The sequence below is a fragment of the Erwinia sp. ErVv1 genome (genome assembly GCF_900068895.1).
Classification (GTDB): Bacteria; Pseudomonadota; Gammaproteobacteria; order Enterobacterales; family Enterobacteriaceae; genus Erwinia.
The window spans coordinates 80,767-95,437 of record NZ_CDPK01000002.1; the positions used below are offsets into that span (position 1 = coordinate 80,767).

Annotated in this window: 11 protein-coding genes; 9 read left to right on the forward strand and 2 right to left on the reverse strand. The window is 55.6% G+C overall.

The annotated features are described in order from the left end of the window. Positions 1-83: 83 nt before the first annotated feature. The 7 genes from A1830_RS01905 to tcyN all read left to right on the forward strand — a co-directional run bounded on the left by A1830_RS01905 (position 84) and on the right by tcyN (position 5,907). On the forward strand, positions 84-1,097 hold the full coding sequence (locus A1830_RS01905; RefSeq protein ID WP_067700951.1) for an HNH endonuclease signature motif containing protein: 1,014 nt from the start codon (positions 84-86) through the stop codon (positions 1,095-1,097). A gap of 95 nt (positions 1,098-1,192) precedes the next feature. Next, positions 1,193-1,915 carry an RNA polymerase sigma factor FliA gene (locus tag A1830_RS01910; protein ID WP_067700954.1) on the forward strand — a complete coding sequence of 241 codons (723 nt, stop codon included), beginning with the start codon at positions 1,193-1,195 and terminating at the stop codon, positions 1,913-1,915. Positions 1,916-1,957: 42 nt separating this feature from the next. After that, the gene (gene fliZ / locus A1830_RS01915) at positions 1,958-2,461 is read left to right on the forward strand and encodes a flagella biosynthesis regulatory protein FliZ (RefSeq protein WP_067700957.1); all 504 of its coding nucleotides are present in this window, start codon (positions 1,958-1,960) and stop codon (positions 2,459-2,461) included. A 90-nt stretch (positions 2,462-2,551) separates the two neighbouring features. Beyond that, on the forward strand, positions 2,552-3,538 hold the full coding sequence (locus tag A1830_RS01920) for a D-cysteine desulfhydrase (RefSeq protein ID WP_067700960.1): 987 nt from the start codon (positions 2,552-2,554) through the stop codon (positions 3,536-3,538). 148 nt (positions 3,539-3,686) lie between these two features. Then, complete coding sequence (tcyJ, locus tag A1830_RS01925) at positions 3,687-4,490, forward strand: cystine ABC transporter substrate-binding protein (RefSeq protein ID WP_067700962.1); 804 nt, start codon at positions 3,687-3,689, stop codon at positions 4,488-4,490. Continuing rightward, on the forward strand, positions 4,490-5,158 hold the full coding sequence (gene tcyL, locus A1830_RS01930; protein ID WP_067700965.1) for a cystine ABC transporter permease: 669 nt from the start codon (positions 4,490-4,492) through the stop codon (positions 5,156-5,158). Before tcyJ ends, tcyL begins: the two co-directional genes overlap by 1 nt. Continuing rightward, positions 5,155-5,907, forward strand: a complete 753-nt coding sequence (gene tcyN, locus A1830_RS01935) for an L-cystine ABC transporter ATP-binding protein TcyN (protein WP_067700968.1) — start codon at positions 5,155-5,157, stop codon at positions 5,905-5,907. Before tcyL ends, tcyN begins: the two co-directional genes overlap by 4 nt. Positions 5,908-5,998: 91 nt before the next feature. Here tcyN and A1830_RS01940 read toward each other — a convergent pair whose 3' ends face one another. Both A1830_RS01940 and putA read right to left on the reverse strand, forming a co-directional pair. Then, the gene (locus A1830_RS01940) at positions 5,999-6,229 is read right to left on the reverse strand and encodes a hypothetical protein (protein ID WP_067700971.1); all 231 of its coding nucleotides are present in this window, start codon (positions 6,227-6,229) and stop codon (positions 5,999-6,001) included. Positions 6,230-7,202: 973 nt separating this feature from the next. After that, positions 7,203-11,153: a trifunctional transcriptional regulator/proline dehydrogenase/L-glutamate gamma-semialdehyde dehydrogenase gene (putA, locus tag A1830_RS01950; protein ID WP_067700978.1), complete on the reverse strand. Its 3,951-nt coding sequence runs from the start codon at positions 11,151-11,153 to the stop codon at positions 7,203-7,205. Between the two features lie 531 nt (positions 11,154-11,684). On the opposite strand from putA, the gene putP reads away from it, so the two are divergent. Both putP and A1830_RS22455 read left to right on the forward strand, forming a co-directional pair. Beyond that, the gene (gene putP / locus A1830_RS01955; protein WP_067700980.1) at positions 11,685-13,169 is read left to right on the forward strand and encodes a sodium/proline symporter PutP; all 1,485 of its coding nucleotides are present in this window, start codon (positions 11,685-11,687) and stop codon (positions 13,167-13,169) included. 1,158 nt (positions 13,170-14,327) lie between these two features. Further along, the gene (locus A1830_RS22455) at positions 14,328-14,666 is read left to right on the forward strand and encodes a hypothetical protein (protein ID WP_156484918.1); all 339 of its coding nucleotides are present in this window, start codon (positions 14,328-14,330) and stop codon (positions 14,664-14,666) included. Positions 14,667-14,671 lie beyond the last annotated feature (5 nt).

Genomic DNA, 14,671 nt, shown 5'->3' on the forward strand with positions numbered 1-14,671 from the left:
ACTGAACATATTGCCACCGTTTCGCGTCTCACCCCAGCCTGTAGCGCAGGGGGGCGAAATTTTATCCTGTTCTGGAGTGTCCGATGCGCTTCAATTATGACTTGTTACCCGGGGAGCAGCTGTCGTTCGATGAAATCAGCGAACGCTACAGCCAGCGGTACCCCGACGATAAATCGCTGACCAGCCGGGGCTTACTCAGCCCGTCCACTTCCAGTAAAAACTGGACGATCCGCGCCGTCTTTGCAAGTAAAGACAGCAAGATCCCGCTGGAAGATCTGTTGTTTATTGCCAGCGATAATGAACGTAAGAATTATTTGCAGCGGTTTGAACACTATCTTGTTCGTCAGGAAAGCTTTCTCTATTTCCGGCGTCCTGCCGATCCGGCGCCGTGGAATACATGGAAGGTGATGGGCGAGAGCAAGGTGCTGGCTATGCTCGATCCCGCGTCGATCATGGCACAAAGCCTGCTGCAGCAGCGGGGGTATACGCTGTCCCTGCTGCGCAGCGAAGATGAGGAAGAGTACTGGCAGCTGTATGACCAGCAGTCGAAACCCTGCTTTGAATATTCCCGTCAGCTGCAGTTTATTGTGGTACTGAATTCGCCGATGCTGCCGCCTCCGGCCGGGGTCATTCAGGGAACTCAGGTGGGGCGTCGGGTTAAAGCCCGGCTGTGGCATCGTGCCAGCAATCAGGAGTTCAGTAAGGCAGTCCGCGAGCGTTATGGCGCCTGCGTGATCACCGGCACGCTGCTAACGGATGAGCATCAGTGGCCGTGGGTGGAAGCCTGTCATATCGACACGCGTGAAAGCGAGCAGGGTGTCATGCTGGATAACAGCACCGACAATGGCCTGTTCCTGCGCAGCGATTTGCAACGCCTCTTTACCAGCCGTCGGCTGAGCATTGATGCGCAAAACGGCACGGTTCAATTCCGCCGCGCGCTGCAGGAGGATCACACTTTGCTGCCGTTTTATCAGGAGCTGGAAGGGAAGGTGTGCGCACTGTGGCACCTGGTACCCGAGGCCACGCGCGACAAACTTCGTCTGCCTGACTTCCTGAATGGCGGTTGCGCAACGCGCCGCTTTCTTAAACAAAATTGAAATAAACCGCCTTTATTAGCGCTATTCCACCAATCAATCTTCCCTACAGAAACAGATAATCGTGCCGATAACTTAACTAACGCAGGGTAGTCAGAGTGAACGATCTCTATACCGCCGATGGGGTGATGGACAAAAACTCGCTGTGGCAGCGTTACGTACCGCTGGTACGTCACGAAGCGCTGCGTCTGCAGGTCAGATTACCTGCCAGCGTTGAACTGGATGACCTGCTACAGGCAGGGGGAATAGGGCTGCTTAACGCCGTGGAGCGCTACGACGCGCTACAGGGAACGGCCTTCACCACCTACGCCGTACAGCGCATCCGTGGGGCCATGCTTGACGAACTGCGCAGCCGCGACTGGGCACCGCGCAGCGTGCGACGTAACGCACGTGACGTTGCGGGCGCTATGCACCGCGTTGAACAGTCACTTGGCCGCTCGGCAACCGAGCAGGAAGTTGCGGCACAGCTGGACGTGTCGTTAGAGGATTACCGGCAGATCCTGCTGGATACCAATAACAGCCAGCTGTTCTCCTACGACGAATTTCGGGAAGAACACGGCGACAGCGCCGAGCTGGTGACGGAAGGCCATGAAGAGGCTAATCCGCTTCACCAGCTGCTGGAAGGGAACCTTCGCGAACGCGTCATTGAAGCGATCGAGGCGTTGCCCGACCGCGAAAAAATGGTGCTGACGCTTTACTACCAGGAAGAGCTGAATCTGAAAGAGATTGGCGCAGTGCTTGAGGTCGGGGAGTCCCGGGTCAGTCAGCTGCACAGTCAGGCGATAAAACGCCTGCGCGCCCGGTTAGCGGGAGCGCGCTGACGGAGTCAGCTTTGCACTCTCAACACCAACCGGGGACTCAAAATGAGATCCAGTACAAAAATGAGGCCGCTGAGCCGTTATTTGAAAGACTACAAACACAGCCAGAGTAACTGTTCGCACTGTGGCAAGGTGCTGGATCGTATGGCGCTGGTGTTTCGCGGTCAGATAATAAACAAGGAGGCTATAGCCCGGATGGATCAGCTGATCGACGATCAGGTGTGGCTGAAACTGCAAAATGAACTGACGGCGCTGTGCCGCTTTTGCAGTGATATTTATTGCAATACGCATCCAAATTATTTCGACATCATGGCATTCAAACAGTATCTGTTTGAGCAGACCGAGATGAGTCATAGCACGATCCGTGAATACGTTGTGCGTCTGCGTCGCCTTGACGATATGCTGTCGGCGCGCAATTTCCCTGCTGAAAAGCTCAGCGGGAACAGCTGGCACGAATGCCTGGAAAATGACCTTCCTGACGCCGGGAACAATAATTACCGCATCGCCCTGCGCAAATATGACCAATTTTTAGGCTGGCAGCGTAATTAGGTTCGCGCTGAACGCCTCTTTTACGTTACCTTTTGGCTCTCTTCTGTAAAACTGTAAGGATAACCGTTTGCGCTTTCCACGGAGGCTGCGTTGTCCTTACATCTTTTATCTTCCTTTCCTAAATTAGAGCTGCTGGGTGCGCCCACGCCGCTTGAGTATCTTCCCCGTCTCTCCGACCATCTTGGCCGCGATATCTTCATTAAACGTGACGATGTCACGCCTGTTGCGCTGGGCGGCAATAAGCTGAGAAAGCTGGAGTATCTGGCCGCTGACGCGCTGCGGCAGGGCGCAGATGTTCTGTTAACCGCCGGGGCCATCCAGTCTAACCACGTCCGACAGACGGCCGCCGTTGCCGCTAAGCTGGGGCTGAAATGCGTCGCGCTGCTGGAAAATCCGATCGATACCGCGTCAGAGAATTATCTGAGCAACGGCAACCGTCTGCTGCTGGAGCTGATGGAGACCGAGGTGGTCATGGTCGATGCGCTACATGACCCGGATGCCCAGCTTGCGGAGCAGGCCACCCGGCTGGAGGCACAGGGCTTTCGTCCCTATGTGGTGCCGGTGGGCGGCTCGAACGCGCTGGGTGCGCTGGGCTACGTTGAATGCGCACAGGAGCTGGCACACCAGTCGGAAGGCGTGGTTGATTTTGCCGCAGTGGTGGTGGCTTCCGGTAGCGCAGGTACCCATGCGGGGCTGGCGGTGGGGCTGGAGCTGCTGCTACCGGAAACCGAACTGATTGGGGTCACCGTCTCACGCCGGGCAGCGGAGCAGCGGCCAAAAGTTGAGGCGATCCGCCAGCAGCTCTCCGCTTCGCTGGCGCTGACCTCCTCAGCGCCGGTTACCCTGTGGGATGACTATTTCGCGCCGCAGTACGGTATGCCAAACGAAGAAGGGCTGGAGGCCATCAGGCTGCTGGCACGGCTTGAGGGCATCTTCCTTGACCCGGTTTATACCGGTAAAGCGATGGCCGGTCTGATTGATGGTATCAGCCAGCAGCGCTTCACGCGTGAAGGCCCCATCGCCTTTATTCATACCGGCGGTGCGCCTGCGTTATTTGCTTATCACCATATGGTCTAAGCTGTATCGGGTAATTTATCGCTGCCATCTGGTATAAACGCGCCGGGCTGGGTAAATTTTGCCGGTTAGCCCGGGTTGCAGGCAGCGAGATTGACAATAAGCGGGAAGCCGGGCGGCTTCCCTGAACTAATAATAGCGTGGAGTGACTATGAATTTTTCTCTGGTGCGTCGCCGGGTGGTAATGGGTGTGATGTCTCTGGCGCTGGTGGCGGGCTTCTCTTCGGCCAGCTATGCGGCACAAGAAAATCTGCTGGCCAAAGTGAAGGAGCGTGGATCCCTGCTGGTGGGCCTGGAAGGGACGTATCCCCCGTTCAGCTTCCAGGATGAAAATGGTAAGCTGGCGGGCTTCGAAGTCGATTTTGCTACTGCCCTGGCGCAGCATCTGGGCGTGAAGGCCAGCCTGAAGCCGACCAAATGGGATGGGATGCTTGCCGCGCTCGACTCTAAACGCATCGACGTGGTAATCAATCAGGTGACGCTCTCACCCGATCGTGAGAAGAAGTATGACTTTTCCACCCCCTATACCATTTCTGGTATTCAGGCGCTGACCAAAAAAGCCAACGCGGACAGCATCAAACGTCCTGAAGATCTGAGCGGCAAAAAGGTCGGCGTGGGCCTGGGTTCAAACTATGAGCAGTGGCTGCGTCAGAACGTGAAGGGCGTGGATATTCGCACCTATGATGATGACCCGACTAAATATCAGGATCTGCGCGTTGGCCGCATTGACGCTATCCTGGTTGATCGCCTTGCCGCGCTGGATCTGGTGAAGAAAACCGGTAACACCCTGGCCGCAGCGGGTCCGGCTTTCTCCCGTCAGGAATCGGGTGTGGCACTGCGCAAAGGCAACACCGATCTGCGTGACGCTATCAATAAAGCCATTGCGGACATGCAGAAGGACGGCACGATGGGTAAACTCTCTGATAAATGGTTTGGCGTGGACGTAACTAAATAATGCAGGAAAGTATTCAACTGGTGCTGGATTCAGCACCTTTTTTATTGAAAGGGGCGGTATTCACCCTTCAGCTCAGCATCGGTGGCATGTTCTTTGGGCTGGTGCTGGGTTTTGTGCTGGCGATGATGCGCCTGTCGCATTTCTGGCCGCTGTCATGGTTGTCGCGTTTTTACGTGTCGATTTTCCGCGGTACGCCGCTTATCGCTCAGCTGTTTCTGATCTACTACGGCCTGCCGCAGTTTGGCATTGAGCTGGATCCCATTCCCTCGGCGATGATTGGCCTGTCGCTGAACACCGCCGCCTACGCGTCAGAATCCCTGCGGGGGGCCATTGCTGCAATTGAGCGCGGGCAGTGGGAAGCCGCCGCCAGTATTGGCATGACCCGCTGGCAGACCATGCGCCGGGTGATCCTGCCGCAGGCAGCCAGAACCGCTCTGCCGCCGCTGGGCAACAGCTTTATCAGCCTGGTCAAAGATACCTCGCTGGCCGCGACCATTCAGGTTCCTGAGCTGTTCCGTCAGGCGCAGCTGATTACCTCACGCACGCTGGAAGTGTTCACGATGTACCTGGCCGCCTCCCTGATCTACTGGGTGATGGCAACGCTGCTCTCGCTGTTACAGAGTAAGCTGGAAGACCACGTTAATCGTCAGGATCGGGAGTCAAAATGAGCGCCATTGAAGTCAGCAAACTGGTTAAACAGTTTAATGGTCAGACCGTACTACACGGCATCGATCTTGAGGTTAAATCGGGCGAAGTCGTTGCGATTATTGGTCCAAGCGGATCGGGTAAAACCACGCTGCTGCGCAGCATTAACCTGCTTGAGGAGCCGAATAGCGGCACCATCAAGGTCGGCAATATTCAGATCGACTCTTCCCTGGGAATGCACCGCCAGAAAGAGCAGATCCGCAGCCTGCGTCAGCAGGTCGGCTTTGTTTTCCAGAGCTTCAATCTGTTTCCCCACCGTTCGGTGCTGGAGAATATTATTGAAGGGCCGGTCATCGTTAAGCGTGAGGCCAAAGCACAGGCGATAGCACGCGCCCGGCAGCTGTTGGAGAAAGTGGGGCTGCAGGGAAAAGAGATGAGCTATCCGCGCAGCCTGTCGGGCGGTCAGCAGCAGCGCGTGGCGATTGCGCGTGCGCTGGCGATGCAGCCGGAAGTGATACTGTTCGATGAACCGACCTCTGCGCTAGACCCTGAGCTGGTAGGGGAGGTGCTCAGTACCATTCGTGCGCTGGCACAGGAAAAGCGCACGATGGTTATCGTGACGCACGAGATGAGCTTTGCCCGCGACGTGGCGGACCGGGCAATCTTTATGGATCAGGGGCGAATTGTCGAACAGGGCCCGGCTCGCGATCTGTTCACTGCGCCGCAGCAGCCGCGTACCCGCCAGTTCCTGGAAAAATTCCTTAATGCCTGAAGGCGCGGCATTCTGAATCAGGCCATCGCTTTACCTGATATACGGGTGAACAGGGGCGTCAATTTATGATGCCCCTGTTGTCATTTCGCCATTATTTTTGCGCGGGCTTTGCAATGATTCGTTTGATGCAAGGACCTTGTATAATACCAGGCAAAAAAAACAGAGTAATCAATATTTCATCTAAATCCTTATCTGCTGATCGCAAAGACTCCCTTTTACTGGCTGAATATAGTATCTGTCTTAAATAAAATAATTCTTCATACCTCTCCTTAGTAATCATTACCGCTATATCTGGCGTAGTCTCTGAATTTTTACTGATCATCAAACTATTTCTGAAAAAATATTCAGACTGACATTTCGCTTATCCGGCCGGAATCGCTTATGGCGATCTTTCGTCTTCTGAATAGTATGTCGAAAATTTCTTAGTAAAGTGTACTGGTTTAGAGGGGGCGGCAATTAAATATTTTAGCTACACCTCCTTATAAAAACGGGTAATTACCTTTGCCAGTAATCTGCTTTTTAATGTCAGAATGATTACCCTTTTGTTGTTGACAATTCTATTTTCCTTATTTCTCTTCATTTCTAATGTAAGAAAATCATCGAGTTTTGAAATTTTCTTTCTCACCTTATAGCTCAGCTGGTTCAGATTGTTATTGATAATGACCTGGCTGCGATCTTTCCAGATATACTCAATAATTTCGTCCGTTTGAAATGGACTGCTATTACGCCTCTCAATAAGGAACAACATAAATGAAAACTCCATTCTCGTAAATCTTACTACTTTCCTTTTATAAAGTATTGAGTGATTAAACACGTCCAGAATCATCAACACGTCATGCCTCCTTTTTTATCCTGTCGCAGATAATACTTAAACAAAATTAAACCACCAATGCTAATTATTTTATGTGTGATTTGAATAATAATGTTGAAAAGTTTGCATATCATTAATTGTTGTTTAATGTAACGAGTGGGTAAATTCAATTTAAAGTTAGATGGCATTATTTATTTATTTTGAGTTCTTTTTAACTTATCAGATCGATAATTGTTGGATTTAAGCGTGTATGAATTATTTCACTTCCATAGATAAATAATTACCTTATGGGTGGTCAACAACTGCGGGGCGGTCAGGTCAATATCATTGCCGGCTGGAACTATATTTATTTATGGCAGGTAGGGTAATAGCGTACTGGCCAGTCAGGCAGATTTAAGGCCGTGTAGGAAAAGGAAGGGATCGCTGGTAACACATTGAACATCATGACGGTGTCGGGGAGATGCCCGACACCGCCATGATGCGGTTAGCCGATGGTCATCAGGCTGGCGTTACCACCCGCCGCGGCCGTATTGACGCTGAGTGAACGCTCCAGCAGCAGGCGTTCCAGCAGCAGGTTGGTTTCGCCGCGCGCGAAGCCCTGTACTGACACAATCGCACCTTCGCGTTCAGCCACCGTCCTACACACTTCGCGCAGCCTGTCGGCATCGCCATGGAATATAACCGCGTCAAAGCTACTGTTTTTTTCCAACGGCTGCGTCGCGAAATCTATCCGTGCCTGCACCGCCTCCGGTAGCGTTTTAAACAGGCTGCGGAGCAGCTCATCTTCCGGCCACAGTACCCGGCTGCCCGTTGCCGTAACGGCCGCCAGCTGCGTCAGCGCATCCTCCTGCGTATCCGCCAGGCATAAAACATGCTCACGCGGCAGCAGGGCAAAGGTGTTGCGCTCTCCCGTAGGACCCGGCAGCAGCCGAACCGTTCCTCCCTGGCTCAGTTCGGCATAGCGGGCGCAAAGACTCGCCAGTTCAGGTTTATCCTGCGCCCACGCGGTCAGCGCCTGATGCGCAGCCAGCAGGGAGGGGCGCAGCGCCGCATCGACCGGGTGCTCACCGTCATGACGATCCAGCGTGACGCGCAGCGCGCCATCAGGGCGGTGCGACAGCAGCCGGTACAGATACAGCGGTCCACCCGCCTTTGGACCGGTGCCGGAAAGGCCTTCACCGCCAAAAGGTTGCACGCCGACGACAGCGCCAACCATATTGCGGTTGACATAAAGATTGCCGACGCGGGCGCTGTTGGTCACCTGATGAATGGTTTCGTCTATACGGGTATGCACGCCCAGCGTCAGACCATAGCCTGACTGGTTAATTTGCGCGATTATCTGCGGAAGCTGGCTGCGGGTATAGCGCACCACATGCAGTACAGGACCAAAGATTTCTTTGTCCAGATCGGCGACGCTATCCAGCTCGATAAGCGTTGGCTGAATGAAGGTGCCACTCTGCCACTCTTTAACATCCTGCTGATTTTGCACTGCCGCCTGGTAAACCTTCATCCCCTTGCTGCGCATTGCCTGAATATGACGCTCGATATTCTCTTTCGCTTCGGCATCTATGACCGGGCCAATATCGGTAGAGAGGCGTTCCGGATTGCCCATGCGACATTCGGCCATCGCACCGCGCAGCATTTGCAGCTGATGTTCGGCCACGTCCTCCTGAACGCACAGCAGACGCAGGGCCGAACAGCGCTGCCCTGCGCTATCAAAGGCGGAGGCCACAATATCAACCACTACCTGTTCGGTCAGCGCTGAGGAGTCGACAATCATCGCGTTCATCCCGCCCGTTTCGGCAATCAGCGGTGTCGGACGCCCCTGCGGATCGAGACGGCCTGCCAGATTACGCTGTAGCAGGGTCGCTACCGCCGTCGAGCCGGTAAACATCACGCCGCGCACGCGGTCATCCCCGGTAAGCTGCGCGCCGACGGTTTCGCCCTTGCCAGGCAGCAGCTGGAGCGCGCCGACCGGTACACCTGCCTCGTGCAGCAGGGCTACCGCTTCGGCGGCAATCAGGGGCGTCTGTTCGGCAGGCTTTGCCAGTACGCTGTTGCCTGCCGCCAGCGCGGCAGCGATCTGTCCGGTGAAGATGGCCAGCGGGAAATTCCATGGGCTGATGCAGACGACCGGACCGAGGGGGCGGTGCGTTTCATTATCGAAATCATCCCGCACCTGTCCGGCATAGTAATAGAGGAAATCGACGGCTTCGCGCACCTCGGCAATGGCGTTGCTGAAGGTTTTACCCGCCTCGCGCACCAGTATGCCAATCAGCCGCTGTAGCTGCCCGTCCATCAGCATGGCCGCCCGCGACAGGATGGCCGCACGCTCCTGCGGTGGGGTGGCGAACCAGATCGGCCCCGCACTGACGGCGGCGTCCAGCGCAATAGAGACATCGGCTTCGCTGGCGTATTGCACATAGCCGACGATATCGCCCGGCTCGGCCGGATTAAGGACCGGCAGGGGTTCACCCGGCTGTCGCTCACCGTCAATCACCGGCACCGCGTGCCAGGGCTCCATGGCGCTGTTAAGCAGCGCGCTCGACAGCGAGGCCAGACGGTGTTCGTTGGCCAGGTCCAGCCCGGAGGAATTCACGCGCGCGCTGCCGTAGAGATCGCGCGGCAAAGGAATTTTAGGATGGGGCAGGCCCACGCCGCCTTCGCTGCGCGCCAGCTTTTCCACCTCTTCGACCGGGTCGGCCACAAGATCGTCAATCGGTAGCGTCTTGTCGGCGATGCGGTTGACAAAAGAGGTATTCGCGCCGTTTTCCAGCAGTCGGCGCACCAGGTAGGCCAGCAGGGTTTCATGCGTGCCAACCGGTGCATAGATGCGGCAGGGGCGGTTGAGCTTACCGTCGGACACTTTGCCCACCACCTGTTCGTACAGGGGTTCACCCATGCCGTGCAGGCACTGGAACTCATACTGGCCGGGATAGTAGTTGTTACCCGCCAGCTGATAAATAGCCGCCAGCGTGTGGGCGTTATGGGTGGCAAACTGCGGATAGATCAGGTTCGGTACGGCCAGCAGCTTTCGGGCACAGGCCAGATAGGAGATGTCGGTGTAAATTTTGCGGGTGTAGACCGGATAGCCCTCCAGGCCCTCCATCTGCGCGCGCTTTATTTCGCTATCCCAGTAGGCACCCTTCACCAGACGAACCATCAGACGGCGGCGGCTGCGCTGAGCCAGATCGCAAAGCGCGTCGATGACGAACGGGCAGCGCTTCTGGTAGGCCTGAATCACAAAGCCAATGCCGTTCCATCCCTCCAGCTCTGGTTCGAAACAGAGCTTTTCCAGCAGATCCAGCGACAGCTCCAGCCGGTCCGCCTCTTCGGCATCAATATTGATGCCAATATCGTAGGAGCGTGCGAGCAGCGTCAGGGATTTCAGAATCGGGTAAAGTTCGCTCATCACGCGCTCGTACTGGGCGCGACTGTAGCGAGGGTGCAGGGCGGAAAGCTTAATTGAAATCCCGGGGCCTTCATAAATGCCGCGACCGTTGGAGGCTTTGCCAATGGCCTGAATCGCCTGCTGATAGGAGAGGAGATAGGCTTTTGCATCCTGCGCCGTCAGGGCGGCTTCACCGAGCATGTCGTATGAGTAGCGGAAGCCTTTCTCCTCCAGCTTGCGGGCATTTGCAAGGGCTTCAGCGATGGTTTCCCCGGTCACAAACTGTTCGCCCATCAGGCGCATCGCCATATCCACGCCTTTGCGGATCAGCGGTTCGCCGCTTTTACCGATAATGCGATTAAGCGAACGGGAGAGACTGGCTTCGTTATGGGTGGACACCAGGCGCCCGGTAAACAACAGACCCCAGGTGGCCGCGTTGACGAACAGCGAGGGGCTACGACCCAGATGCGAGTGCCAGTTACCGTTGCTGATTTTGTCGCGGATAAGGGCATCGCGGGTCGGCTTGTCCGGTATGCGCAGCAGCGCCTCGGCCAGACACATCAGGGCCACCCCCTCCTGAGAGGAGAGAGAGAACTCCTGCAGCAGGCTTTGCACCATCCCGGCGCGTCCGGTTGCACCTTTCTGGTGCCGAAGCTTATCAGCAAGCTGGTAAGCGAGCTGATGGGTTTGCTGCGCCAGGGGAGCAGGCAGGCGCGCCTGTTCCAGCATCATCGCCACGGATTCATTTTCAGGGCGGCGCCAGGCGGCGGTGATCGCGGCACGGGTCACGGACTGCGGAAGAATATGCTCGGCAAACTCAAGGAACGGCTGATGCTGCTCATCTTCTGAGCGCTCATCCCCCTCGTGCGTCAGCAGCTGAGAAGGAATTTCAGGCAGGGCTGCGCCATTTTCCAACTGCTCAAGATAATTAAAAATCGCCTGCTTAATAAGCCAGTGTGGGGTGCGATCAATCTGACCCGCAGCCAGCCTGATGCGCTCGCGCGTGGCTTCATCCAACTTCACGCCCATGGTAGTTGTGCCCATGCCTCTAGCTCCTTGAAATGATAAATGACGACGATATTGAGCAATATCACTTAAGTTGCAACTTTGTGCAACCTTGTTAAATACGCCTCTGTTTGATCGATGAAAGCGCTGTTTTGAAAAGCGGCATGGATATTGCTGCAAGTATCGCGCCAGAACGGTAGTTACAGGTAGTATCTGGATATTTAAGGTCTTTTTTAAGGTGCAACTTGCCGGGTTGTGATCCGGTGCAACCTTTCATTGTTGAGTCTGTGACATGGGGTGAAGTTACTGTAACTGATGTGTTAAATCGTTTGTGCGCTTACACCCTTTACGGCAGGATACCTGCGCTGGGTTGACAGGAGGGGGCTGCTACGTTCCGGTGGCACCGCCAGTGCAACCTTGAGCACTGCGCATTTAAAATAATAAATGGAGAATTTCAATGACAGCNAGGATACCTGCGCTGGGTTGACAGGAGGGGGCTGCTACGTTCCGGTGGCACCGCCAGTGCAACCTTGAGCACTGCGCATTTAAAATAATAAATGGAGAATTTCAATGACAGCAAGTACACCAATGATGGTGACCTTTTGCGTATATATCTTTGGCATGGTGTTAATTGGTTTTATCGCCTGGCGGTCAACTAAAAACTTTGACGATTACATTCTTGGCGGTCGAAGTTTGGGCAGCGTGGTTACGGCGCTCTCTGCCGGAGCATCCGATATGAGCGGCTGGCTGCTGATGGGGTTGCCGGGTGCCATTTTCCTTTCTGGCATCTCCGAAAGCTGGATTGCCATCGGTCTGACGCTGGGGGCCTGGCTGAACTGGAAAATTGTTGCAGGACGTCTGCGGGTCCAGACAGAACATCACGATAACGCGCTGACGCTACCTGACTACTTCACCAGCCGGTTTGAAGATAAGAGTAAGCTGCTGCGGGTGATTTCAGCGTTGATTATTCTGGTATTCTTCACCATTTATTGCGCGTCGGGCATTGTGGCTGGGGCGCGCCTGTTTGAAAGCACTTTTGGCATGAGTTACGAAACCGCGCTATGGGCGGGGGCGGCGGCCACTATTATCTATACCTTTGTCGGTGGGTTCCTGGCAGTAAGCTGGACCGATACGGTGCAGGCCAGCCTGATGATTTTTGCGCTGATCCTGACGCCGGTGATCGTTATCTCCGCCGTTGGCGGGCTGGGTGATGCGCTGACGGTTATCCGGGCTCAGAGCGCTGAGAATATGGATATGCTGAAAAACCTGAATTTTGTAGCGGTAATTTCGCTGCTAGGCTGGGGGCTGGGCTATTTCGGCCAGCCGCATATCCTGGCGCGTTTTATGGCGGCCGATTCTCACCGCTCCATTCGCAGCGCCCGTCGTATTGGTATGGCATGGATGGTGCTCTGTCTTGCAGGGGCGGTAGCGGTAGGATTCTTTGGTATTGCTTACTTCCATAATCATCCTGAGCAGGCAGCGGGCGTAGCGGATAACGGCGAGCGAATTTTCATCGAGCTGGCGAGGATCCTGTTTAACCCCTGGATTGCCGGTATTTTACTTTCCGCTATTCTGGCGGCGGTGATGTCCACGCTCAGCTGTCAGCTGCTGGTGTGTTCCAGCGCGTTAACCGAAGATTTATACAAGAGCTTTTTGCGCAAGGGTGCGACCCAGCGTGAGCTGGTGTGGGTAGGGCGGATGATGGTGCTGCTGGTGGCGGTGGTGGCGATTGCGCTGGCATCCAACCCACAGAACCGCGTGCTGGGTCTGGTGAGCTACGCCTGGGCGGGCTTCGGTGCGGCGTTTGGTCCGGTGGTGCTGCTTTCACTGGTCTGGAAGCGGATGAACCGTAACGGCGCGTTGGCGGGAATGATTATCGGTGCGGCCACGGTTCTTATCTGGAAGCAGTACGGGTGGTTGGGTCTGTATGAGATCATCCCGGGCTTCCTGTTTAGTACTATTGCTATCGTGCTGTTTAGCCTGTTGGGGCCAGAGACGTCGGCGGCGGCACAGCAGCGTTTCGAGCAGGCTGAGGCGGAGTTTAGCGCCGACTAAGTGAGAGGGCCCGGCTAGCTAAAGGTTTGGTGCCGTCGCCAATCGCCAATGGGGGCCCGGCTGGCTAAACGTTTGGTGCCGTCGCCAATCGCCAATGGGGGCCCGGCTGGCTAAACGTTTGGTGCCGTCGCCAACGGATGGTGCCCGGTGCCAGGCGGTCCTCACGCCGCGCGTTGCGCGGTTCCTTCGCTCCGCTCGTCGACTTTCCGGACCGGGTATGACGGGACATCCCTGTCCCGGCATGCCCTTGTGCCAGCCTCCCTGCTGGCCCATCCGGGTCTTCCTCTCTCCACTCAGCGCTGCGGATTGCCTGTCACCGGGCCCCACCCGCCGGCTTCTTTGCTTTGTGCTGGCTGCGGGTAACGGCGGTGTCGGAGATTCCCGGAAACTCTTCGCCAGATATGAATGCGTACAGGAAATATGCAATGACCAAAATAGTTGGGATATGAAGAANAGATTCCCGGAAACTCTTCGCCAGATATGAATGCGTACAGGAAATATGCAATGACCAAAATAGTTGGGATATGAAGAAAATCAGAAGACTGAGAGTGCACAGTTTATTGTGACTGACTTTTTCGTGGTGCAGATAAATGACCTAAATAGCGGCACCAAAACTAAATCGAAAAATGAGCTGAATCCTGCGCGAGAGCAAACCTTAACTTGGATAGGCTCGGAAACCTGCGGACAGATAAACGGTTTTATCGGAGCAGCTCAGCAGCCCGCGGACAGATAAACGGTTTTACTGGAAGCAGCTCAGCATCCCGCGGGCAGATAAACGGTTTTACTGGAAGCAGCTCAGCAGTCCGCGGACAGATAAACGGTTTTACTCAAAGCGGCCCAGAAGCCTGAGAGGTGGATAATCCCAGCGGGTGACGGGCATTCCGCAGCGCTGCGGCGCAGACGGAAGGCCAGGCGAGGGCAGCAGGGATGCTGCACTCAGGGAGCGGCGGGCAGGGATGCCCGCTCGCAACCGGGCCGTCCGGCCTGAAGTCGGAGCCAAAGGCACCNCAGCAGGGATGCTGCACTCAGGGAGCGGCGGGCAGGGATGCCCGCTCGCAACCGGGCCGTCCGGCCTGAAGTCGGAGCCAAAGGCACCATGCGAAGCGTGGCGCGAGGACGCCCGGCAAACGCTGGGATTATCCACCGGCACAGCAGAAATTGCAGCCAGCACAACCCACCAGTAACCGCGGGGATTATCCACCGGCACAGCAAATAGTGCAGCCCGGCACCCGCAGGGATTATCCACCGGCACAGCAAATAGTGCAGCCCGGCACCTGCTGGGATTATCCACCGGCACAGCAGAAATTGCAGCCAGCACAACCCACCAGTAACCGCGGGGATTATCCACCGACACAGCAAATAGTGCAGCCCGGCAACCGCTGGGACTATCCACCGGCTCGTCAGGCATCGCACCCCGACAACAACTATCCGAAAAATTCACTGACTGCCATAAGAGATATCACCCACTGGCACTCAATGCTTCCAGGCAAAACGTGAAAATA